The 22,002-nt window shown below is 37.8% G+C and carries 24 protein-coding genes; 9 read left to right on the forward strand and 15 right to left on the reverse strand.

The features are described from left to right. Positions 1 to 65: 65 nt before the first annotated feature. Positions 66 to 1,220 (reverse strand): cyclopropane fatty acyl phospholipid synthase, encoded by a 1,155-nt coding sequence (gene cfa / locus ACNARN_RS00615; protein WP_198629826.1) that lies wholly within the window; start codon positions 1,218 to 1,220, stop codon positions 66 to 68. Between the two features lie 303 nt (positions 1,221 to 1,523). Further along, positions 1,524 to 2,741, reverse strand: coding sequence for a purine nucleoside transporter PunC (punC, locus tag ACNARN_RS00620; RefSeq protein WP_198625577.1), 1,218 nt, complete (start codon positions 2,739 to 2,741; stop codon positions 1,524 to 1,526). A gap of 118 nt (positions 2,742 to 2,859) precedes the next feature. Between punC and punR the strand changes: the two genes are divergently transcribed. Then, complete coding sequence (punR, locus tag ACNARN_RS00625) at positions 2,860 to 3,762, forward strand: DNA-binding transcriptional activator PunR (protein ID WP_416304009.1); 903 nt, start codon at positions 2,860 to 2,862, stop codon at positions 3,760 to 3,762. 26 nt (positions 3,763 to 3,788) lie between these two features. Here the strand turns inward: punR and purR are convergent, their stop codons facing one another. Next, positions 3,789 to 4,814, reverse strand: coding sequence for an HTH-type transcriptional repressor PurR (purR, locus tag ACNARN_RS00630; RefSeq protein WP_198619596.1), 1,026 nt, complete (start codon positions 4,812 to 4,814; stop codon positions 3,789 to 3,791). A 268-nt stretch (positions 4,815 to 5,082) separates the two neighbouring features. Here purR and ACNARN_RS00635 point away from each other — a divergent pair, with 268 nt between their 5' ends. Further along, on the forward strand, positions 5,083 to 5,166 hold the full coding sequence (locus tag ACNARN_RS00635; RefSeq protein ID WP_103004765.1) for a YnhF family membrane protein: 84 nt from the start codon (positions 5,083 to 5,085) through the stop codon (positions 5,164 to 5,166). A gap of 137 nt (positions 5,167 to 5,303) precedes the next feature. On the opposite strand, the gene sodB is transcribed toward ACNARN_RS00635, so the two are convergent. Both sodB and ACNARN_RS00645 read right to left on the reverse strand, forming a co-directional pair. Beyond that, positions 5,304 to 5,882: a superoxide dismutase [Fe] gene (sodB, locus tag ACNARN_RS00640; RefSeq protein ID WP_109372414.1), complete on the reverse strand. Its 579-nt coding sequence runs from the start codon at positions 5,880 to 5,882 to the stop codon at positions 5,304 to 5,306. 284 nt (positions 5,883 to 6,166) lie between these two features. Beyond that, positions 6,167 to 6,982, reverse strand: a complete 816-nt coding sequence (locus ACNARN_RS00645; RefSeq protein ID WP_109372413.1) for a sulfite exporter TauE/SafE family protein — start codon at positions 6,980 to 6,982, stop codon at positions 6,167 to 6,169. 458 nt (positions 6,983 to 7,440) lie between these two features. Between ACNARN_RS00645 and ACNARN_RS00650 the strand changes: the two genes are divergently transcribed. After that, positions 7,441 to 7,782 (forward strand): Grx4 family monothiol glutaredoxin, encoded by a 342-nt coding sequence (locus tag ACNARN_RS00650; protein ID WP_006537039.1) that lies wholly within the window; start codon positions 7,441 to 7,443, stop codon positions 7,780 to 7,782. A 121-nt stretch (positions 7,783 to 7,903) separates the two neighbouring features. Here ACNARN_RS00650 and rnt read toward each other — a convergent pair whose 3' ends face one another. Next, complete coding sequence (gene rnt, locus ACNARN_RS00655) at positions 7,904 to 8,542, reverse strand: ribonuclease T (protein WP_198632645.1); 639 nt, start codon at positions 8,540 to 8,542, stop codon at positions 7,904 to 7,906. 95 nt (positions 8,543 to 8,637) lie between these two features. After that, on the reverse strand, positions 8,638 to 9,045 hold the full coding sequence (gene gloA / locus ACNARN_RS00660; protein WP_198619595.1) for a lactoylglutathione lyase: 408 nt from the start codon (positions 9,043 to 9,045) through the stop codon (positions 8,638 to 8,640). A 185-nt stretch (positions 9,046 to 9,230) separates the two neighbouring features. On the opposite strand from gloA, the gene ACNARN_RS00665 reads away from it, so the two are divergent. Then, a complete protein-coding gene (locus ACNARN_RS00665) occupies positions 9,231 to 9,470 on the forward strand; it encodes a DUF1289 domain-containing protein (protein ID WP_198619594.1) in 240 nt (79 codons plus the stop codon). A 451-nt stretch (positions 9,471 to 9,921) separates the two neighbouring features. Beyond that, positions 9,922 to 10,350 (forward strand): transcriptional regulator SlyA, encoded by a 429-nt coding sequence (slyA, locus tag ACNARN_RS00670; RefSeq protein ID WP_196533262.1) that lies wholly within the window; start codon positions 9,922 to 9,924, stop codon positions 10,348 to 10,350. A 310-nt stretch (positions 10,351 to 10,660) separates the two neighbouring features. Here the strand turns inward: slyA and ACNARN_RS00675 are convergent, their stop codons facing one another. After that, entirely contained in the window at positions 10,661 to 11,128 is a 468-nt protein-coding gene (locus ACNARN_RS00675; RefSeq protein ID WP_075672187.1) for a glycine zipper 2TM domain-containing protein, read from the reverse strand. Positions 11,129 to 11,349: 221 nt separating this feature from the next. Here ACNARN_RS00675 and anmK point away from each other — a divergent pair, with 221 nt between their 5' ends. The 4 genes from anmK (at position 11,350) to pdxY (ending at position 15,557) form a co-directional block, all read left to right on the forward strand. Continuing rightward, positions 11,350 to 12,462, forward strand: a complete 1,113-nt coding sequence (anmK, locus tag ACNARN_RS00680; RefSeq protein ID WP_416304010.1) for an anhydro-N-acetylmuramic acid kinase — start codon at positions 11,350 to 11,352, stop codon at positions 12,460 to 12,462. A 43-nt stretch (positions 12,463 to 12,505) separates the two neighbouring features. Next, positions 12,506 to 13,159: a pyridoxamine 5'-phosphate oxidase gene (gene pdxH, locus ACNARN_RS00685; protein ID WP_109372409.1), complete on the forward strand. Its 654-nt coding sequence runs from the start codon at positions 12,506 to 12,508 to the stop codon at positions 13,157 to 13,159. Positions 13,160 to 13,290: 131 nt separating this feature from the next. Beyond that, entirely contained in the window at positions 13,291 to 14,565 is a 1,275-nt protein-coding gene (tyrS, locus tag ACNARN_RS00690; protein ID WP_036913193.1) for a tyrosine--tRNA ligase, read from the forward strand. 122 nt (positions 14,566 to 14,687) lie between these two features. Beyond that, on the forward strand, positions 14,688 to 15,557 hold the full coding sequence (pdxY, locus tag ACNARN_RS00695) for a pyridoxal kinase PdxY (protein WP_198619592.1): 870 nt from the start codon (positions 14,688 to 14,690) through the stop codon (positions 15,555 to 15,557). A 90-nt stretch (positions 15,558 to 15,647) separates the two neighbouring features. Here pdxY and gstA read toward each other — a convergent pair whose 3' ends face one another. The 7 genes from gstA to sapB form a co-directional block, all read right to left on the reverse strand. Then, positions 15,648 to 16,259: a glutathione transferase GstA gene (gene gstA, locus ACNARN_RS00700; protein ID WP_198619591.1), complete on the reverse strand. Its 612-nt coding sequence runs from the start codon at positions 16,257 to 16,259 to the stop codon at positions 15,648 to 15,650. Between the two features lie 213 nt (positions 16,260 to 16,472). Beyond that, entirely contained in the window at positions 16,473 to 17,177 is a 705-nt protein-coding gene (locus ACNARN_RS00705) for a DUF3592 domain-containing protein (protein ID WP_109372406.1), read from the reverse strand. A gap of 180 nt (positions 17,178 to 17,357) precedes the next feature. Then, positions 17,358 to 18,146: an enoyl-ACP reductase FabI gene (fabI, locus tag ACNARN_RS00710; RefSeq protein WP_072067955.1), complete on the reverse strand. Its 789-nt coding sequence runs from the start codon at positions 18,144 to 18,146 to the stop codon at positions 17,358 to 17,360. A gap of 207 nt (positions 18,147 to 18,353) precedes the next feature. After that, positions 18,354 to 19,163, reverse strand: coding sequence for a putrescine export ABC transporter ATP-binding protein SapF (gene sapF / locus ACNARN_RS00715; RefSeq protein ID WP_023582326.1), 810 nt, complete (start codon positions 19,161 to 19,163; stop codon positions 18,354 to 18,356). After that, positions 19,153 to 20,154, reverse strand: a complete 1,002-nt coding sequence (gene sapD / locus ACNARN_RS00720) for a putrescine export ABC transporter ATP-binding protein SapD (protein ID WP_198632642.1) — start codon at positions 20,152 to 20,154, stop codon at positions 19,153 to 19,155. The genes sapF and sapD overlap by 11 nt, the downstream gene beginning before the upstream one ends. Continuing rightward, positions 20,154 to 21,047 carry a putrescine export ABC transporter permease SapC gene (sapC, locus tag ACNARN_RS00725; protein WP_023582324.1) on the reverse strand — a complete coding sequence of 298 codons (894 nt, stop codon included), beginning with the start codon at positions 21,045 to 21,047 and terminating at the stop codon, positions 20,154 to 20,156. Before sapC ends, sapD begins: the two co-directional genes overlap by 1 nt. Further along, positions 21,034 to 21,999: a putrescine export ABC transporter permease SapB gene (sapB, locus tag ACNARN_RS00730; RefSeq protein WP_088496042.1), complete on the reverse strand. Its 966-nt coding sequence runs from the start codon at positions 21,997 to 21,999 to the stop codon at positions 21,034 to 21,036. The genes sapC and sapB overlap by 14 nt, the downstream gene beginning before the upstream one ends. Positions 22,000 to 22,002 lie beyond the last annotated feature (3 nt).

Below are 22,002 nucleotides of genomic sequence, written 5' to 3' on the forward strand. Positions count from 1 at the left end.
AAGAGAACCAAAGAAAAAGCCAGTTTATCAATCAAACTGGCTTTTCTCTTGTTAGAAAAAAATAATTAACGAGGGATCTGTAAACCGCCAATATGGCCTTTAGGGCTTAGCACTATTTGCCATAACTGAATATCTCTGGCACGAAATGCGCCAGCACAGGCATTAAGATAATAGCTAAACATACGTTTAAAACGCGGTGTGTAGTTAGATTCAATACTTGGCCAACACGCTAAAAAACGCTGATACCATGCCATTAATGTTTTATCGTAATCAGCGCCAAAGTTATGCCAATCTTCCATCACAAATTTATTGTCCATTGCATGAGCAATTTTTTGAATAGACGGTAAACACCCATTAGGAAAGATATATTTGCTTATCCAGCTATCTACATTTACTTTATCGCGGTTAGAACCAATGGTGTGCAATAAAAACAGACCATCTTCTTTTAAATTATGACGAACTACATCAAAATAAGTTGCATAATTTTTAGGTCCAACGTGTTCGAACATCCCCACTGAAACTATGCGATCAAATTTTTCATGTAAATCACGATAGTCTTCTAGAATAATATTAACATCAAGTCCTTGGCATCGAGCTTGTGCCAGTTTTTGTTGCTCAACAGAAATAGTGACACCCGTAACAGATACGCCAAAGTATTTGGCTGCGTAGCCTGCTAGTCCACCCCAGCCACAACCAATATCCAATAAGGTCATACCTGGCTTTAAATCTAATTTTCGGCAAATTAAATCTAATTTATGCTCTTGGGCTTGGGCTAAATTATCTGCATTTTTCCAGTAACCACAGGAATATTGCATATTAGGATCAAGCATGGCGGTAAATAGATCATTACCAAGATCGTAATGCTCTTTACCTACCATCCATGCGCGTTTTTGTGTTTGCAGATTAAAAAGGCGGGCTGTTGCAATCTTGAAAAGATCACGTAGATTTTGTGGAAGCTTATTTTCAAGACCAGCACGTAAAACTTTATGAAAGAATATATCTAGTCGCTCACAATCCCACCAACCATCCATATAACTTTCGCCGAGACCTAATGAGCCTTGCTGTAATACTCTTTTATAAAAATTTTGATTATGAACCTGAATATCATAAGGTTCTGAGCCATTAACTCGAATATCAGCGTGAGCTAACAGTTCTGTTGCGATCTTTTTATAAGGATCGTTGGAGGTCTTTCGGCCTTCTTCTACACAAGATGTACTCATATACTCTCCGCGTAAACTAAGCGGGTTTTGAAACATAAAGCTAAGAAAGGATGTGTACAGATTGATAGTATTAAAATGGTATTGTGTTCAGTATGAATTGAACGAATAGAATTAATAAAACAACTAATCTGACATAATCAGCAAATAATCTGTTTAATGTCTCAAAATCCGAAAGAAAAATAAATAAAATGCTATTACAGCGTATGAGTAAGTATAGAGACGTAGAATGTTTTTCTCTAGAAAAGAAAAAGGCCATTTTTATAAAATGGCCTTTTTAAGATGATTCTTAAAATAAGGGGGCGATTATTCTGCGGTTTGAACCGTGTGCTTGGTAACAGATTTATTGTGCTGAATAAAGTAGCCAACCGCCATTGGAATTGCTGTTAACGCCATAATTGCCGTGGTGTTAATCAGCGGTTGTTGGCTGATAAATGCGGACACAATAAAACTCGCTAAGCTACAAAGACCCAGTTGAAGTGCATTTTGTAACGCAGCTGCTTTACCACTAATTTCAGGGTAAGCGGATAAAGCATTAGATACTGCGATTGGATAAGATGCACCATTCATTGCAGCCATAATACAGAATGGAATTAAAATAGTCGTTAATGTTGGCTCAGTAAATTTAGCAACAAGGTATAACGCAGTCATACTGACAGCATAACCAATTAACAACAGTGGCAGTAGCGTTTTACCTGCCATTTTTGACAGTAAAATACGACAGCCATAACCACCCACCATAAATGCAACAGTTTGTGGAATATAACTTAAACCGATATCCTGTGGAGAGTAGCCCATCTTTTCAAGAATGATTGGTGAGCCAGCTAACCAAGCAAAGAAACCTGCACTACAAGAAGCGTAAACTAATACGTTACCTGTGTAGAGAGGGGATTTTAGTAAAGTCGTAAATGAAGCGGTAGATTGGTTTTCATCAGTGACTGATTTTTGTTTAATGTTTTTTAGCATTAATGTCGGTAACATTAGAACTAATGTTACAGCCATTAACACCATGAAAATCATACGCCAGCCACCGTGATCTAATAATGATGCACCGATTAAAGGCGCAAGTGCTGGTGATAATGCAACCAGTGGCATAATTAAAGCAAAAACGTGCTGAGCGCGAGATTCATCAAAACGGTCGATGACAAGAGCTTGCCAAATAACAGCCGCAGAGCAGACGCCGAAAGCTTGTAGGAAGCGCATAGCAAGTAAGCCAGTTGCACTCTCAACCCACAGCATACCAAGACAGCCTAAAGAGAAAAGGCTTAAACCAATAAGTAGAATAGGTTTACGACCGACTTTGTCAGAAAGTGGTCCCCAAAGTAATTGAGCAACAGCAAAGCCAAATAAAAAGATACTTAAGCTATTACTAATAGCACCTTCGCTGATAGAGAGCTCACGCTGCATCATACCAAATGCAGGTAAGTACATATCAATAGCTAAGTAACCTAGCATACTCAAACCCGCTAGGTACACCATAAAGCTCATAGGTGTTTTTGATTGTGTGGAAGTTTTAGAATTCATTTTATTTTCTATGCTATGTGATGTAGAACATTTTATGTATTGTAACTAAGACTTATTTTACTTGTGAAACGGGAATATTTGGTTAATGCTGTGAAAAATTTTCAAAGGAATAAACTCTATGTGGTCAGAATACTCTTTAGAAGTTGTTGATGCAGTTGCAAGAACAGGAAGTTTTAGCTCCGCTGCTCAAGAATTGCACAGAGTGCCATCCGCCGTTAGTTACACTGTTCGGCAATTAGAGGAATGGCTTGCCGTTCCTTTGTTTGAGCGCCGTCACCGTGATGTAGAATTAACCGATGCAGGTAAAATTTTCATCAAAGAAGCACGATCTGTTATCAAAAAAATGAATGACACTAGACATCTTTGTCAACAAGTTTCTAATGGGTGGCGTGGTCAATTTAGTATAGCAGTTGATGGCATTGTTAAACCTGAAAGAACACAACAACTTATTCTCGATTTCTACCGCCATTTTCCTGATATTGAGCTGTATGTCTACCCTGAAGTGTTTAATGGCGTATGGGACTCCTTAGTTAATGGTCGTGTTGATTTAGCGATTGGTGCAACAAGAGCCTCACCAATTGGTGAACGTTATAGTTTTAGAGATATGGGATTTATGCCTTGGCGCTGTGTTTGTCATGTTGGTCACCCTTTAGCGAAAGCACAACATCCATTAATGGATGATGAGATGCGACCTTATCCAAGTTTATGCTTAGAAGATACTTCACGCAGTTTACCAAAGCGTGACACTTGGGCGCTAAATAATCAGCGTAGAATGGTTGTTCCGACATGGGATATGGGGCTTGAATGTTTGTTAGCGGGATTATGCGTAGGAATGGTGCCTTGGCATCGTGCTGAACCTTTAATTGAACAAGGTAAGCTGGTTACTTTACAACTGGCACAACCATTGCCAGACAGCCCATGCTGCCTGACGTGGGTCGATAAAAGTGAATCACCCGCTTTGACATGGTTGTTAGATTATCTTGGAGATAGCCAAACCTTAAATGAGGAATGGCTTCGCTAGAAATCAGATAGCCGAATAAATCTGAATTAACGACGGTAGTCAATAAAAGGACCGTCAGCAACTGAACGGCGCTCAACTAATCGTGGATGAACTTCGATTGTTTGGGCGTCTTCGCGTTTATTGACGATGCGATCAAGCAACATTGACAAAGCCATTTGACCTAAACGCTCTTTTGGCTGGTGGACTGTGGTTAATGCTGGTGTAAAATAACGCGCATTACGAATATTGTCGTAACCCACAATGGAAATATCGAAAGGAACACGTAAACCTAGCTCATCAGCGGCACAAATTGCGCCCATTGCCATCACATCACCACCACAAAAAACAGCAGTAGGGCGATGTTTTTGATTTAACATCTGATACATGGCTTTATAACCAGATTCTGGCTCAAAGTCGCCTTGTACAATCCACTCATCTTTTACTGTGATTTTTGCTTCTTCCATGGCTTTTAAGAAACCTTGTAAGCGACCACCACCGGTATTACGTTCTAATGGACCAGGGATAATACCAATATCACGATGACCTCGTTCAATAAGGTAACGACCCGCAATATAACCACCATGAAAAGCATTATCGATAATCGTATCGGTAAAGTCACCACGCGCCTTACCCCAATCCATGACAACCATTGGAATATTACGATAGCCTTCTAACAGTGACAGAAGGTGATCGGGGTATTCAGAACACATGACTAATAACCCATCAACACGTTTTTGTGCCAGCATCGCTAAATAGGCTTTTTGTTTATCGAGGTTATTATGTGAATTACATAAAATCAGTGTGTAGCCTTTGCTATAACAACTATTTTCAACAGCTTCAATCACTTCAGCAAAGTAAGGAGCTTCACTGGACGTGGCTAACAGGCCAATAGATTTGGTGTGATTGACTTTTAAACTACGCGCAACGGCACTAGGCGAATAATTTAATTCTTTTATAGCGGCCCAAACTGCTGCCCGTGTGTTCTCAGCAACAAAACGTGTTTTGTTGATCACATGAGAAACAGTCGTGGTTGATACGCCTGCGCGTTTTGCCACGTCTTTTATTGTTGCCATGGTGTGGAAAACTCCTGACCTTCATTGGTCTCTTTTATCTAATTTTATGGTTTAACTGCCAGTATAGTCATACATAGGGCAAACACTGGCAATAATTTAGCGATTAGCTGTGAATTTTGTATGATCTAGCTCAAAAGTGAAAGTATTAATCAATGTTATAAATTGTGCACTAGTCGCTATTTTAGCAAATTTTGATATGTGATAATAATTAACCATGACAAGGTTATGGTTAAAAAAGTGTATTATAATCATTTTGAGGGAGAAATAGATGGATACGGATCTGAAATTTGGTTTGAGTACAGCAGTAGCAGCGCTTGTTATGATTGTTTTATTTTCGACTATGTTGTTCTAATCACTGCTTTATAGAATATCCGATCAATTTAAATAATAAATTATCGAATATCTGAATATAACAAAGGGCTCAAGGCCCTTTGTTATTTTGTCACCAAAAATGAATCTCAATCACTCACCTTTGATTATCAAGCTCAATTAAGCAAGGTTAGCTTCAACAAATGACCAGTTAACCAGTGCCCAGAACTCTTCTAAATATTTAACGCGCGCATTACGGTAGTCGATGTAGTAAGCATGTTCCCATACGTCTACTGTTAACAGTGGTTTGTCTGCGCCTGAAACTGGAGTAGCAGCATTAGACGTGTTAACAATTGCAACTGAACCGTCTGCTTTTTTAACTAACCAAGTCCAACCTGAACCGAAGTTTTTAGCTGCCGCATCATTAAATTGCTTTTTGAACTCTTCAAAAGAGCCGAATGCTTTGTTGATAGCATCAGCAACTTTACCTGTTGGTGCGCCACCTGCGTTTGGTGCTAAGCAGTTCCAGTAGAAAGTGTGGTTCCATACTTGAGCTGCATTGTTAAAGATACCACCATCAGTAGATTTGATGATTTCTTCTAAGGATTTGCTTTCTAAATCAGTACCTTTAACCAGGTTATTTAAATTGGTTACGTAGGTTTGGTGGTGTTTGCCGTAGTGATATTCTAAAGTTTCTTTAGAGATGTGTGGCTCAAGAGCATCTAACGCATAAGGTAATTTTGGTAATTCGAAAGACATTGCGTACTCCTTTAAACTATCTATTTCGGGTTTTGTGCCTGAAATCATTCCATCAAAATCATTTGAATTGATAGAATGAGGCAAATGAATCACTAAGTTGTTACTATTTTGCTAATTATTTTAACAAAAATCTGTTGAAATAACAGCTAAATATCTTTTATCTATAGTTATAAGCCATATAGATTAATTATACTCATAAGAGTATATCCCACAGAGTAACTCGTAAAGCAGTAAAATATTGACTGTGTTCAGAGCCTATATCCTCTGATTGTTGCATTTTTTGCTTACTCTATCATCAGTGTATACATCATTTTCACTACGACTAAGAATAGGAATAATGCAAATATTTGGCGAACTCTTGGAATAGGTAGGCGATAAGCAACTTTTACACCGACAGGGGCGAAGAGAATGCTGGTAATGCTTATTCCAATAAAGGCAGGTAAGTAAACAAAGCCTAAATAATAGTCATCAATATTTGTTTGATTCCAACCATAGATAATACCCATGATTGTGCCTATGGAAGCGATGATGACACCAATCATTGAAGAGGTTGCAATACATTTGCGTGTATTAAATCCCCAATGACTTAAAAGAGGAATGGTGATAGTCCCACCAGCAATACCGATAAAGCTGGATATAAAGCCAATTAAAGAGCCACCACTGGTTAACGCTGGTTTTGAAACAACAGGATCTTTCACGTTTTCTATGCGTTCTGCTTCTTTCTTTTTAGTTAATAATCCATAGATGGTATATACCATGAAAATACAGAACACGATTTGCAATATCGTGTTTGACATTTTTTGTACCAAAAATGTCCCAACAAGCATACCAATGATAGTGCCGATGGATAATAGAGGAAATTGCTGCCATAAAATGGCTTTATGTTTGTTATGGGAATACGCTGAAGATGCTGTGGAAAATATAATGACAGAGAACGAGGTAGATAAGGCAATTTTCATCACCATATCTGTTGGGATAGCTTGTTGACTCACTACATACATAACTACCGGAACAATGATTGCACCGCCTCCTATGCCAAGTAGTCCAGCAAAAAAGCCAGTGATACATCCCACTAAAAGAAACAGCAAAATCATATCCATAGTTAATACTCATCAAGGTTTATAACAAATTTATTTATATACATTATATCCTTTTAATAAAGTAGCGTTTTATCTTAATGTATAGATTATGAAATTTAATATATTGATTTTGATGTAAAACTAAAGCCGTTGTTATTTCATTTAATAATAAAGCAGTGCTTCATATACTTTAAAATCAAGTGAAGAAAAAATGCTCTTAAAATTAAGAAAGGAAAAACTGCAAAAATAAAAGGGGAGCTAATAGGATAAAACACACTCATAACCATCGGTAACGTATTGATTTATTTTTTATGCTTTATTGTATTTTTTCTCATCAATAATCTCATAGATTAATACCAACTTATTGTTTTATATCGAGAACTAAACTTATATAGAGGTTTCTAATATAAAGTGGTATTCTTCTTTCATGTTTTCCCCTATAAAGCATATCGAATATAAAAGGCTGTAAGGACTTACAAATGACGACTATTGAAAAAATTGAACGCCAGATCAATGAAAACCCAATTATTTTATACATGAAAGGTTCACCAAAATTACCAAGTTGTGGTTTTTCTGCTCAGGCAGTTCAAGCTATTTCTGCTTGTGGTGAGCGTTTTGCGTATGTTGATATCTTGCAAAACCCAGATATTCGTGCAGAGCTACCAAAATATGCACACTGGCCAACCTTCCCACAATTATGGGTAGATGGTGAATTAGTCGGTGGATGTGACATTATTTTAGAAATGTATCAGCGCGGTGAATTACAGAAGTTATTAAAAGAGACTGCTGATAAATACCGTGGTGAAGAAGAAGCACAGTAATTAATTTTTATTGTGTCGGTATTGAAACGCATAAAATAATGAGATCTTCGATAAAAAAGCCCGTTCAATGATGAACGGGCTTTTTTCTGTTATTCATAAATGTATCAGCGAAATCATAGTTTCAAGATGTAGGCAATGGCCATCCACCAAGCTTTTTCCAACGGTTAACTAATTCACAAAAAAGTAATGATGTGCGATTAGTATCGTATAATGCACCGTGCGCTAATTTGCTATCAAAGGGAATGCCAGCAGTGATGCAGGCTTTAGCCAAAATTGTCTGCCCTAATACCAATCCACTTAAAGCCGCTGTATCAAAGGTGGCAAAAGGGTGAAAAGGATTACGTTTTAATCCAGCACGCTCAGCAGCAGCCATCACAAAGCTGTGATCAAAATTTGCATTATGAGCGACAATAATAGCGCGATTACAATCTGCATCCTTCATTCCTTTACGTACCATTTTAAAAATGGCATGAAAGGCTTCATATTCACTGACTGCGCCACGTAAAGGATTAGTTGGATCAATACCTGTAAACTCTAAGGCTGCTGGCTCTAAATTAGCCCCTTCAAAGGGTTCAACATGAAAATGTAATGTGTTATCAGGTTTTAGCCAACCTTGCTCATCCATTTTTAGTGTAATGGCGGCGATTTCAAGTAAACCGTCTGTTTTCGCATTAAATCCACCTGTTTCAACATCAATGACAACAGGGTAGTAACCCCGAAAACGGTTACAAAGCTTATTGGGATTATTTATATCAGGCATTAAGTTGTACTTATCCGATAAAAATAGAATATCGGAAATTGATAATCAGTAAGGCCAGAAAGATACACATGTTATCTTTCTGGTTTTAATAAATATTAGTTACCTAGAGCGTGACTTGCACTTTTGTTTTCGATGAGCTCGATTTTATATCCATCAGGATCTTCAACAAAAGCAATAATTGTTGAGCCACCTTTTACTGGACCCGCATCACGGGTAACATTACCGCCAGCTTGGCGAATGGCTTCACAGGTTGCGGAAACATCATCAACACCTAATGCCACATGCCCAAAAGCGGTTCCCATTTCGTAGCTGTTTACACCCCAGTTATAGGTTAATTCGATAACCGCACCAGTGCTTTCATCACCATAACCAACAAAAGCTAACGAGTATTTATATTCCTCATTCTCGCTAGTGCGTAGAAGTTGCATACCTAAAACCTTGGTATAAAAGTCGATAGAACGTTGTAAATCGCCCACACGGATCATGGTATGAAGTACTCGCATATAAACCTCTTGTGTTTTTCTAATGATTAAACCCTACAGTTAAACTGATGGCGGAGTACTATAACGCGTTAAAGCCCTAAAGTTCAATTTTACTACGCCTTTAACAGTTCAATAAATCATGTTGTGCAGATAATATCTCTATTAACTATACTCTATTGTAACAAACAATAGGGAGGGAAAATCAAATGCAAGAACAATTAGAATTTTTTGATATTCCTAGTCCTTGTATTGGGCGTTGTGAAATGAATGCGCAAGGATATTGCGTTGGGTGCTATCGCAGTCGCCAAGAGCGGTTTAATTGGTCAATAATGAGTCAACAAGAGAAAAGAAATATATTACGACTTTGTCAGCAACGTTATTTAAGAACATTAAAAAAACTGGGTTCTTCAATTGAAAGAGAAAATGATCAACTCAATTTATTTTAAATGTGCTACTTATTTTTTAATATTAAAATAATAATTAACTATCTTTTTAATTCATTATTGTTATTTATTGTAGTTATGTGGTTTATTATTTTTTCTTTATTAATATAAAGTTATAACTTTAAAGTGTTGTTGCTCTATTTTTATTTGCAATCAATTGATAAGAATGGTTTTTTTCTTGGTTTTAGTGTTGGATTTAAAATAATAATAATTATTATGTAAAAAAATATAGATTAGTTTTTATAACAAGGTTATTCTTTATGAACTTTCTTTGCTAGAAAGAAAAGCTTTAATTATATCTGGAAAATAATTACTTATCTAATAAATAGGGTTATAACTATATTAGTTATTAAAGGTAATGTTTTAATTAAAAAGAATAGGTAAATATTGTATTAAAAATGAATATCTAAACTTTGTAATAAGTTGACTGAAAATGCTAATTAAGGAGAGATAAGTGGAATCAACATTAGGAGCTGATTTAGCGCGTTTAGTTCGATTGTGGCGTGCTTTAATTGATCATCGTCTCAAACCATTAAAATTAACCCAAACCCACTGGGTTACTTTGTACAATATCAGCCAATTACCTCCAGAGCAGTCACAAATCCAATTGGCAAAAGCAATAGGGATCGAGCAACCGTCTTTAGTGAGAACCTTAGATCAACTGGAAGAAAAAAAGCTGATATGTCGGCATACATGTGCAAATGATCGTAGAGCAAAACGTATAAAATTAACAAAAGAATCTGAGCCTTTTATTAATGAGGTTTATACTGTTATAGAAAAAACGAGACGAGAAATATTAGGTGGTATCCAACTAGACGAAATCGAAAGGCTAATAGGTACAATCCAAAAATTAGAAAAAAATATAAATAGGTTAAATGACTAATAATTTCAAATTTAATATATATTCTATTTAAATAAGATTAATGACATGATGATAACTATACTCTAAATAATTTGATGTTCAGCTAGATAACAAGTGAATGAGTCACTAGGGATATATAAAATATGTCACTGGTGCGAGTAAACGATGTCAACAATACTGAAATTTGAAATATGACGAGTATATAACAAAAATCATTATATAATCCTAATTGTCATAACTAGATTATATATTCGTTCTCTCTTTAGGTTACTTATTATTGAGTCATAAAATAAAACAGGCAACTTTAATGTTGCCTGTTTTTTGTTGTTCATTAGCGAGGAGAAACAGTTAAGTTATTTCCGTTGCCAATAACTGCAACACGTTGACCTTGGCTATAAACAGTATTATCTGCTTTTTGAACGATAGCGACAGTTCTACCACTATCTAAACGAACTTCAATTTGAACACCCTTAGTGGTATTTAAAGCGCCTTGTGCTTGTTGTCCTGCCATACCACCTGCTATTGCACCCGCGGCTGTTGCAAGATTACGACCTGTACCACCCCCCACAGTGTTACCTAGCATACCACCAAGAACGGCACCACCGATAGCGCCTAAAATATTCTCATCGCTACCCGCTTGAATATTTACTGCACGCACAGAAACCACTGTACCATAAGTAATATTTTGAGCTTGTTTTGCTTGGCTTGCGGTATAAGTGTCACCAGATAGTGAATTTGTATTCACACAACCAGTAAGTACAGTCATTGTAAAAAGACCAATAAGTAAATGCTTAAACATAGTCACTCCTAAAGAAAATCTGAGGTAAATTATTCAGATTATACCAATGTTATCTAGTATCAGTTATAGCTCGTTTTTTGCGTATGTCGACACTGATTTTAATAATATATAGCTTACTATATAGTAAAGGCCGATCGTAAAAACAGAAGAGATTTCTGAAAAGAGAGAATATAACATTATATGTTAAAAATTTGCATCATCTTGATTATAAGGAAAAGAACATGATAGCAGGGCGGTACATTGGCGTGATGTCTGGCACAAGCTTAGATGGTGTTGATGTTGTATTAGCTGCAATCAATAATAAGTTCGTAGCACAACAAGAAAATCACTTTCTGCCTTATCCACAAAAACTACGCCAACGAATTTTAGCTGTTTGCCAAGGACAACCTACTACCTTGCATGAAATCGGCCTATTAGATGCCCAACTGGGCGAACTTTATGCGCAAGCAATTATAGAGTTACTCGCAAAAGTAAAACTTAGCGCGAGTGATATTACGGCGATAGGATGTCATGGACAAACCGTTTGGCATGAGCCAGAAAGTGATATGCCATTTACTATGCAAATTGGTGACAACAACCGTGTTGCTGCACTAACAGGAATTACGACAGTTGGTGATTTTCGTCGCAGAGATATTGCTTATGGCGGACAAGGTGCACCTTTAGTACCCGCTTTTCATCTTGCCGTGTTAGGACACTCTGTTGAAAAACGTGTTATTTTAAATATTGGTGGTATTGCCAATATCTCATTGTTATTACCTGGTATTGCAGTCAAAGGCTACGATACAGGACTCGGAAATATGCTATTAGATAGCTGGAATTGGATCCATAACCAAACACCCTATGATGATAATGGTAAATGGGCTGCTACTGGCACTGTAAACGCAACTTTATTGAAAGATATGCTTTCAGATCCTTATTTTTCGCGTTCAGCACCTAAAAGTACAGGGCGAGAATATTTTAATACACAATGGCTAAATTACCATTTAGCAAGAGTACCGAATATTTTTCCTGAAGATGTACAAGCCACTTTAGTTGAATTAACCGCGATAAGTATTGTGCAACAGATCCAATTAAACGGTGGATGTGAACGTTTACTCGTTTGTGGTGGTGGGGCGAGAAATGGGCAAATTATGCATCGTTTAGCTTCATTATTACCAGGTACAGAAGTCGCAACAACGGATAAATATGGTTTAAGTGGCGATGATATGGAAGCGTTGGCATTTGCTTGGTTAGCCGCTCGAACTATCGCAAATGAATCAGGGAATTTGCCTTCTGTAACAGGGGCATCAAGAGAAACCGTTTTAGGGGCGATTTACCCTACAAATCCTCGTTAAGCGTGATATGCTGAACGCAGTTTCTCAAAAGAGAGAGTGAAAAATGACAGAACTTGATTTTATTGATGTTGCAGATTTACGCCGTGAATATATGAAAGGCGGATTACGACGTCATGAATTAACAGAAGAGCCATTAGTCTTGTTCGAAAAGTGGCTAAAACAGGCTTGTGAAGCACGTTTAAGCGATCCTACTGCCATGTGTGTCGCCACAGTTGATGAAAATGGACAACCCTATCAACGTATCGTGTTATTAAAACACTTTGATGAAAAAGGGCTCGTGTTCTATACCAATTTGGGTAGCCGCAAAGCCAGTCATTTAGAGCATAATCAAAAAATCAGTCTGTTGTTTCCTTGGTATCCCTTGGAAAGACAAGTTTGCTTTTTAGGTAAAGCAGAGAGGCTCTCTTCACTCGAAGTGATTAAATATTTTCATAGTCGTCCTAAAGATAGTCAAATTGCAGCGTGGGCTTCTCAACAGTCTTCTCGCATTTCCGCAAGAGGCGTATTAGAAAGTAAATTTCTGGAATTAAAACAGAAATTCCAAAATGGAGAAGTGCCATTACCGAGTTTCTGGGGTGGATATCGTGTGACATTTGATTCTGTTGAATTTTGGCAAGGACGAGAAAATCGTCTACACGATCGCTTTATCTACCAAAAATCACCACAAGGATGGGACATTGAGCGATTAGCACCTTAATGCTGTGTTAATAAATTTGCCTCAAAAAGTCTTTTTCTACTGGTACTTAATGTAGTGGCGCTTTATGCTATACCACTTGTGTTTCACTTATATTTTAATAGACAAAAAACAATAAACCGATGGAGTCATTGATGTCTAGCAAGAACCTAATCACACAATTGCAGGAGCGTGGGCTAATCGCTCAGGTCACGGATGAGGCAGCTTTAGTAGAGCGTTTGGAGCAAGGTCCTATCGCTCTCTATTGTGGCTTCGATCCTACCGCTGATAGCCTGCACTTGGGGCATTTGGTTCCTTTGCTGTGTTTAAAACGATTCCAACTAGCCGGGCATAAGCCTGTGGCGTTGGTGGGTGGTGCAACGGGTCTAATTGGTGATCCTAGTTTTAAAGCCACTGAGCGCAAACTGAATACCCAAGATACTGTTCACGAATGGGTAGAAAAAATTCGTAAACAAGTGTCACCTTTCTTAGATTTCAACAGTGGTGAAAACAGTGCGGAATTAGCAAACAACTATGACTGGTTTGGTCAAATGGATGTGCTGACATTCCTGCGTGATATCGGTAAACACTTCTCTGTGAACCAAATGATCAACAAAGAAGCGGTTAAACAACGTTTAAACCGTGACGACGTGGGTATCTCTTTTACTGAATTCGCCTATAACCTATTACAAGCTTATGACTTTGCGTCATTAAATACGCATTTAGGTGTTGAATTACAAATCGGTGGCTCTGATCAGTGGGGTAATATCACTTCAGGTATCGATTTAACCCGTCGTTTCAATCAGAAACAAGTATTTGGTATGACTGTACCATTAATTACTAAATCTGATGGAACTAAATTCGGTAAGACAGAAGGCGGTGCGGTTTGGTTAGATCCTAAGAAAACAAGCCCATACAAATTCTACCAGTTCTGGATCAATACAGCAGATGCTGACGTTTATCGCTTCTTAAAATTCTTCACATTTATGAGCATTGAAGAAATTAATGCACTTGAAGAAGAAGATAAAAATAGCGGTCAAGCGCCTCGTGCTCAACGTGTATTAGCAGAACTAGTCACTGGTTTAGTTCATGGTGAAGAAGGTTTAATCGCTGCTAAACGTATTACAGAAAGCTTATTCTCTGGTGCAATTGCAGACTTAACACAAGCTGACCTTGAACAATTAGCACAAGATGGTATGCCAACAATTGAGTTAGAAAAAGGCAGTGATTTGCAACAAGCACTGGTTAACGCAGAATTAGTTCCTTCTCGCGGTCAGGCTCGTACAATGATTGGCTCTAACGCAGTTTCAATTAATGGTGAAAAACAAGACAATCCTGAATACGTCTTTGAAGAAAAAGATTTCTTATTTGGTCATTATTCTATTTTGCGTCGCGGTAAAAAACATTACTGCCTCGTTATCTGGAAATAATTGACAGTAAAGGGCAGCCGATGAGTTGCCCTTTTTCTTAATAACAATAAATAAACGTATATACCTCGCCTATGATGATAAAGCTTGGGTGTTGTGTGTATTCACAATAATCGGTTTATGTCATGAAAAATATACTCTCTATTCAGTCACATGTTGTTTTCGGTCATGCAGGTAACAGCGCCTCTGAGTTTCCAATGCGTCGTATGGGGGTAAATGTTTGGCCTCTAAATACAGTGCAATTTTCAAATCACACACAATATCCAGAAAAATGGACTGGCTGCGTCATGTCAGCAGAACATATTACTGAGATTGTTGATGGTATTGCCGCAATTGGTAAACTTTCACAATGTGATGCAGTACTAAGTGGTTATTTGGGATCGGCTGAACAAGGTTTGCGCATTGTTGATATCGTTAAAAAAGTAAAACAAGCGAATCCTAACGCATGGTATTTTTGTGATCCTGTAATGGGACATCCTGAAAAAGGGTGTATCGTGCCGCCAGAAGTATCTGGTGTACTGTGTGAAGAAGCGTTACCTATCAGCGATATCATTGCGCCTAATTTGTTAGAACTTGAAACATTAAGTGGTGGCAAAGCCCTTCATAATGTTGATGAGTGTGTCAATGCTGCCCGTGAATTGTGTAAACAAGGTCCAAAGGTTGTATTAGTAAAACACTTATCACGCGCTGGATATCGTCATGATCGTTTTGAAATGCTGCTAGTTACCGCAGAACATAGTTGGCATGTGAGCCGTCCATTAGTTGATTTTGGTGAGCGTCAACCTGTGGGTGTCGGTGATTTAACCAGTGGTTTAATGCTAGTGGATTTACTTAAAGGTGTTGAATTACAAACTGCATTAGAACACGTTGCCGCGGCAGTTTATGAAGTGATGCTAAAAACGAAAGAGATGAATGAGTACGAACTGCAACTCGTTGCTGCTCAAGATCAAATGGTGCATCCAACACACAGATTCTGCGCAACACAGATAGATTAAACCACACAAATCCTAAGAAAAGAAAAAGCGGATATGAATATTACGTCCGCTTTTTTATTGTATTAAGTTTATTTTTTATTACGTTTTAACTCACTCTTTAATTAACCCTTCAGTGACCAGTGCGCTATGCACATTAGGTCGTTGTGCAATGCGTTTTAGGTAATCTTGCAGATGTGTTAAGTCAGTTAAATCTAAACCCACATGCGGTGCCCATTGGCTTAATGTAAATAAATAGGCATCAATAACCGTAAAATGCTCACCACATGCACATTTTTGCTTGCTTAATACATCATTAATATAAGCAAATTTACTTTTTAATTTAGTTTTAATAACAGGTACATAGCTTTCAGGTGTATCTGGTGAAAATAGAGGGCTATAGCCTTTATGTACTTCACTGGCAAGAAAGTTTAACCACTCAATTTGATGGTAACGTTCTAGCGATTTTGGCGGTGCAATTAAATTCCTATCTGGTTTTAAGTCTGCAAGGTATTGAACAATTGCAACACCTTCAGTCAAAATATCACCATTATCTAATTGAAGAACAGGGACTTGGCCTTTTGGGTTGATGGTTAGAAAATCTTTCCCCGATTCTGTTTTCTTAGCACGTAAGTCGATGCGCTCTATTGAAAAGTCTAAACCGGTTTCACGTAAAACGATATGAGGGGAAAGCGAGCAACTACCTGGCGTGTAGTACAATTTCATATTGAATAGCTCCCTATCAATGAGGTGGTGAATTAACTTACAGATATCAGAATATCTTCACTAATATAAGATGATAAGAGGTTCTAAGAAATTAGCAAACTCAAATGATGCGAATAAAAAAGGCTTTTGTAAATCTGTGAACAAGGCAGTTAATTGATGAAAATACACGAAAACAAATGCTCCTTATATTAATAGGATATAAGACGTCTTCAATTATGACTCTTCAAAGGAGGGTAAAAAAGAAATATCAAGGTAATAGATTTTTGGATTTCGTTTATCAACATAGACTGTAACAAGCTCTTTATTAATATAAGGTGTGGGATCAAAAAAGATATAACCACTTTTATAACGAATTAATCGATTGTTTAATGTATCATGATAATCAGCAATAATTTGATAGGGAGAACGGTGATTAAAACGAATATGACTATTAATAATAATTTCGGATATTTTTACATTGATAGGCATCCCATCACGTTTTAGTCGTTGATCCCTTGTTGCTCTTCTTCTGATAAAATACAAAGGGATAAGCCCTGTTGATGCAAATACCAATCCAAAAATACTTAATATAGTACCCGCGCCATATAAGCCTAAAAAATTGTTTATTGTTGCTCTTTGTGGATCACTTGGAAGATAAATAACGTTAATCTTTTCACCAAGATAAAAGCGGGATTGATTGCCACCTTCTGGTGAGCGAAACGTTATTTCTCTATTATCTTCCGTATTAAATCTAATAATAGGGTGATAAATACTTCTATCATCCGAAGATTTACTCACACTTTGGTCAATAACAACACCTGTTGTCTCTATTCCATTTCTTACTACATTTAATTCAGATTTAATAACAAACAACGCCACAACAAAAATAATTGCACCAATAAGAGCAAAAATATAAAACAGAAATCTAAATTTCTTCATACATTAAGTCCTTTTATTAATAGGTGATTATTTTATCGCTAGTATAAAAAAGATTATAGGAATAAGCTAAAAAATAGAAGAAAAAAATCAATTAAAAAGTAAGGATAAATAGCAGCATTGTTATAATAAAAAAGCCAGCCTTAACAGTAAGACTGGCTTCTATTTATTTATAGAATAGAATTATTTTAATTCTAATTCATTCATTGCAGCGATGCTGAAACCACCATCTACGTGAATGATTTCACCTGTGATACCACCAGATAAGTCAGAGCATAAGAATGCGGCTGTATTACCCACATCTTCCGTTGTTACAGTACGACGCAGAGGAGTTACTGACTCGCAATGGCTTAACATTTTACGGAAATCTTTGATACCAGATGCCGCTAATGTACGGATCGGACCTGCTGAGATACCGTTAACACGAATACCTTCAGGACCCATAGCATTTGCCATATAACGAACGTTAGCTTCTAAAGAGGCTTTTGCCAGACCCATAACGTTATAGTTAGGGATTGCACGTTCAGCGCCTAAATAAGTCAGAGTTAATAGAGCTGAATTTGGATTTAGCATTTCACGGCTTGCTTTCGCCATAGCAACGAAGCTGTATGCACTGATGTCGTGAGCAATTTTAAAGCCTTCACGAGTTACGGCATTAACGTAGTCGCCATCTAATTGGTCAGCAGGAGCAAAACCGATAGAGTGAACAAAACCATCGTATTTTGGCCAAACTTTTGCAAGTTCTGCGTACATGGTATCGATGCTTTCGTCTTTTGACACATCACACTCTAATACGATATTTGAGTCTAATGATGCTGCAAATTCTTCAACGCGTGGTTTCAGTTTTTCATTTTGGTAAGTAAATGCAAGTTCTGCACCTTGGTCACGCATAGCTTTGGCAATACCATAAGCAATTGATAATTTACTAGCAACACCAGTAATAAGAATGCGTTTGCCGGTCATAAAGCCCATAGCTGTATCCTTGTTTTTTCGTAAATCGCGATAATAACATCATTCACAGTTTTATTTATCTGTTAGGTTATCACGCTTATTGTTAATAAACGTGGCTGATTCTACCACGACATTTGTAAATTTGTTTAATTTCCCTAGCACCTCCGAGGAGTTAAGGGAAAAGGGTGAAATAATGTACAATCAACATTATGCTTATATTGTTTACACTTAAGTCAAATCTTGACGCCAAGCTTCTGCTGTTAAGGCTTCACCAAAGTGACTTGCTACCAATCTTCGAGTAACTTCATGTAATGGTGACGCAAGGACTTCTGCTGTATTACCACGTTCAACGACTTCGCCATTATCCATCACTATGATTTTATCGCTAATATGTTTTGTCATGCCTAAGTTTTGTGTCACATAAATATAGGCAATATCATGGGTTTCTTGCAGTTCTAACATCAAGTTTATTATTTGTGAGCGTAAAGACATATCCAGCGAAGCTATTGCCTCATCGGCAATAATGACTTGAGGTTGTAATATCAATGCTCGTGCAAGCGCAATTCGTTGACGCTGACCTGATGCAAACATATGAGGATAATAGTTTGCATGTTCAGGTAAAAGACCCACTTGGCGTAATGTTTGATAAATTCGTTTTTCACGCTCAATCGCACTTAAGTCTGTATTCAGGCGTAAAGGGATCTCTAATGTTTGACCAATACGCTGGCGCGGGTTTAATGAGTTGGTGGGATCTTGAAATATCATTCTAATTCGCTGACTACGATAAGGGTAATCACCAAAAGTCAGTTGATGCCCATTAATAAAAATATCGCCACCCGTAGGCTCTGTCACACCTGATAACATTCTCGCTAGTGTAGATTTTCCCGAACCATTAGCACCAATAATAGCTAAAGTTTGCTTGGGTTCTAGCGTAAAACTCACAGGTTTTACGGCTTCTAACTGCTGACGCCGAAATAATCCGGTACGATAGCGAAATGTTTTTGATAGATTTTTCACCTCAAGCAGCTTATCGAACATCAGTTTGCTCCACATTTAACGGAAAATGACAAGCCACGGCATGGTTTTTAAATAAACGTAACCGAGGTGCTTCAATACATTGTCGCTGCGCATAAGGGCAGCGAGGCCCTAAGCGACATCCCACAGGTAAATGCTCAAGAGAGGGGATTGCGCCGGGTAATGTATTTAAACGGCTCTTATGTGCCAATGAGTTGGTAAAATCGGGAATAGAGCGGATCAAAGCCTGAGTATAAGGATGATAAGGTGTCACTAATAACTCGTCAGGGGATGCCGTTTCAACGGTTTGACCACAATACATAACCGTAATTTTATTCGCCAATTTGCTCATCCATTGCAAATCATGGCTAATCAACAAAATGGTCATATTGTTATTTTGATTAAGTCGAGTCAGTAAACGAAAGATTTGGGTTTGTGTTGCTGGCTCCATAGCGTTAGTCGGTTCATCCGCAATCAGCAATCGAGGCTGATTTGCAATAGCAATGGCAATCATCACCTTTTGGCATTCACCCTCAGTTAATTCATAAGGATAACTGCGCATAATGTCTTTGTGATCTTTAATACCTACACGGTGTAATAGTTCAATTGCGCGACGTTTTCGCCAATGAAAGCGTTGCCACCAATGGCCTTTAAAAGTCCAACCAGGAATTGCCTGTATAAGTTGCTGTTCAATTTTTGTAGCAGGATCAAGACAAGATTGTGGCTCTTGGAAAATCATTGAGACATTATGACCAATGACACGGCGTCTAGCTCTTGGTGATAATTTAAGTAAGTCGATATCATCAAAACGAAAGCGATCGGCTGTCACACTGATATTATCTTTTGTAACGCCACAAATCGCTTTTGCAATTAAGCTTTTACCCGACCCTGATTCACCAACAAGACCTCTCACTTCACCTTCATTTAAGGTTATAGAAACACGATCTACCGCTTTTACTGGGCCATCGGGTGTCATAAATTCAATGGTTAAATTGCGTATATCTAATAAAGGCATTATTCAACTCCCTCATTTATTGCACGCTGTAAACCATCACCTAAAAGGTTCACCAGTAAAACGCTTATCATAATTGTGGCGCCCGGAATTAAGACTGTCCAAGGAGCAACATATATTAACTCTAACGAATCACCTAACATCGCTCCCCATTCTGGTGAAGGAAGTTGGGCACCTAAATTGAGAAAACCTAATGCTGTAATATCAAGAATAGCAATTGAGAAAGCGCGTGTTAATTCAGAAACTAATACAGGCGTAATATTAGGCAGTACGGTATACCATAAAATGGAAATGTTCGATGCACCATCAAGTCGAGAAGCAATAACATACTCTTTGTTTAATTCATCATTAACCGCAGAATAAATCATTCTGACTAAACGAGGTAACAGCGCCAGCCAAATCGCTATCATCGCATGACCAAGGCTTGTTCCAACAAAAGCTACAACAATAATAGCAAGCAGTAGGGATGGAATTGATAACAGGGTATCTAATATATGATTGAGAATAGCGGATTTTAAGCCATGAGTCATACCTGCAAAACAACCGATAATTAATCCCATCAGTGTCGCTGCAAAAGTAACAATAAATGCACCACCAAAGGTCATGCTTGTACCAATTAAAATTCGGCTGAATACATCACGTCCTAAATCATCTGTACCAAAGAAATAAGAGACATTGCCGTTTTGATACCAAGATGGCGGAGTGAGTTGATGGCCAAAAAATTGTTGGTCGAGTGCATAAGGCGCAATATAAGGGCCTATAATACTGAGCACTAAGAGAAAAAGAACGCCATAAAACCCTACCATTGAGATAACGTCTTTAGAAAAACATTGCCAAATCACCGCAGCGGGTGTGGGTGTTTTTTTCTCTTTATAAAATTGGCTATCTAAAGGCATATCCCACCTTGTGTTTCATTGGGTTGCTCATTGCGCCCACAATATCTGATAAAACGTTGACAATAATGACCATTGAACCCACCAACATTACGCCAGCTGAAATAGCAGAGTAATCTTGTTGACGGATTGCTGTAACCAACCAACGACCAAGCCCCGGCCAGTTAAATACAATTTCTGTTACCATAGTTAGCGTAAGCATGGTGGAGAACTGTAAGCCTAATTTAGGGATGATTGGGGGTAAAGCATTATGAAGAATATGGCGACGAATAATTGTAAAACGTGAAAGACCTCGAGTTGCGGCTGCTTTCACGTAGTTCTCTGACATAATTTCTTCCGTACTGTTTCGCATTAATCGAATAACTTCGGTTGTTGGTGCAATAGCCAGAGTTATTACAGGTAAAATTAAATGCTGTAATACATTAATGATCATTTGTTGACGATAAGGTGAATCAGATAACCACGCATCCACTAATGCAATGCCTGTAATAGGTTGTAAGTTATAAAGCAAATCAATACGGCCTGAAACAGGTAGCCAACCCAATTTTAGTGAGAAGAAAAGCGTTAGCAGCAATGCAAGTCCAAATACTGGCACAGAAAAACCTAAAAGCGCGAAGTTACTGATAATAATATCGGCGGATTTATTACGCCAAACTCCCGCAATAATACCAGCAGGAATACCTACAATAAGGGCAAAAAGAAAAGCTAATGTACAAAGCTCCATGGTCGCTGGAAGTGCCTCTACCAATTGCGCTTTGATAGGTTCACCATTGATAGAGGAAATACCAAAATCAAAATGGATCATATTATGGGCATAAAAAAAGTAGGCATCGGTGAGTGATGCACCACTTAACGGGGCATTTGGTGTGTAATAACTTAGGCTAAAGCTCACTAGCGACAAAAAGAACAGTGTCACAAGCAATAAAAGCAATCGACGTATTGAATAAATAATCATGGA

The organism is Proteus sp. TSJ240517 (genome assembly GCF_047921575.1).
Classification (GTDB): Bacteria; Pseudomonadota; Gammaproteobacteria; order Enterobacterales; family Enterobacteriaceae; genus Proteus.

Bases quoted from the DNA above. Each gene is read 5' to 3' on its own strand.
- punC (WP_198625577.1), bottom strand. From the start codon at position 2,741: ATGAATTCTAAAACTTCCACACAATCAAAAACACCTATGAGCTTTATG.
- ACNARN_RS00675 (WP_075672187.1), bottom strand. From the start codon at position 11,128: ATGTTTAAGCATTTACTTATTGGTCTTTTTACAATGACTGTACTTACT.
- pdxH (WP_109372409.1), top strand. From the start codon at position 12,506: ATGACAGAACTTGATTTTATTGATGTTGCAGATTTACGCCGTGAATAT.
- ACNARN_RS00635 (WP_103004765.1), top strand. From the start codon at position 5,083: ATGGATACGGATCTGAAATTTGGTTTGAGTACAGCAGTAGCAGCGCTT.
- gloA (WP_198619595.1), bottom strand. From the start codon at position 9,045: ATGCGAGTACTTCATACCATGATCCGTGTGGGCGATTTACAACGTTCT.
- purR (WP_198619596.1), bottom strand. From the start codon at position 4,814: ATGGCAACAATAAAAGACGTGGCAAAACGCGCAGGCGTATCAACCACG.
- ACNARN_RS00650 (WP_006537039.1), top strand. From the start codon at position 7,441: ATGACGACTATTGAAAAAATTGAACGCCAGATCAATGAAAACCCAATT.
- pdxY (WP_198619592.1), top strand. From the start codon at position 14,688: ATGAAAAATATACTCTCTATTCAGTCACATGTTGTTTTCGGTCATGCA.
- ACNARN_RS00665 (WP_198619594.1), top strand. From the start codon at position 9,231: ATGCAAGAACAATTAGAATTTTTTGATATTCCTAGTCCTTGTATTGGG.
- sapB (WP_088496042.1), bottom strand. From the start codon at position 21,999: ATGATTATTTATTCAATACGTCGATTGCTTTTATTGCTTGTGACACTG.
- sapD (WP_198632642.1), bottom strand. From the start codon at position 20,154: ATGCCTTTATTAGATATACGCAATTTAACCATTGAATTTATGACACCC.
- ACNARN_RS00645 (WP_109372413.1), bottom strand. From the start codon at position 6,982: ATGGATATGATTTTGCTGTTTCTTTTAGTGGGATGTATCACTGGCTTT.
- sapC (WP_023582324.1), bottom strand. From the start codon at position 21,047: ATGCCTTTAGATAGCCAATTTTATAAAGAGAAAAAAACACCCACACCC.
- sapF (WP_023582326.1), bottom strand. From the start codon at position 19,163: ATGTTCGATAAGCTGCTTGAGGTGAAAAATCTATCAAAAACATTTCGC.
- anmK (WP_416304010.1), top strand. From the start codon at position 11,350: ATGATAGCAGGGCGGTACATTGGCGTGATGTCTGGCACAAGCTTAGAT.
- tyrS (WP_036913193.1), top strand. From the start codon at position 13,291: ATGTCTAGCAAGAACCTAATCACACAATTGCAGGAGCGTGGGCTAATC.
- sodB (WP_109372414.1), bottom strand. From the start codon at position 5,882: ATGTCTTTCGAATTACCAAAATTACCTTATGCGTTAGATGCTCTTGAG.
- punR (WP_416304009.1), top strand. From the start codon at position 2,860: ATGTGGTCAGAATACTCTTTAGAAGTTGTTGATGCAGTTGCAAGAACA.
- fabI (WP_072067955.1), bottom strand. From the start codon at position 18,146: ATGGGCTTTATGACCGGCAAACGCATTCTTATTACTGGTGTTGCTAGT.
- cfa (WP_198629826.1), bottom strand. From the start codon at position 1,220: ATGAGTACATCTTGTGTAGAAGAAGGCCGAAAGACCTCCAACGATCCT.
- gstA (WP_198619591.1), bottom strand. From the start codon at position 16,259: ATGAAATTGTACTACACGCCAGGTAGTTGCTCGCTTTCCCCTCATATC.
- ACNARN_RS00705 (WP_109372406.1), bottom strand. From the start codon at position 17,177: ATGAAGAAATTTAGATTTCTGTTTTATATTTTTGCTCTTATTGGTGCA.
- rnt (WP_198632645.1), bottom strand. From the start codon at position 8,542: ATGCCTGATATAAATAATCCCAATAAGCTTTGTAACCGTTTTCGGGGT.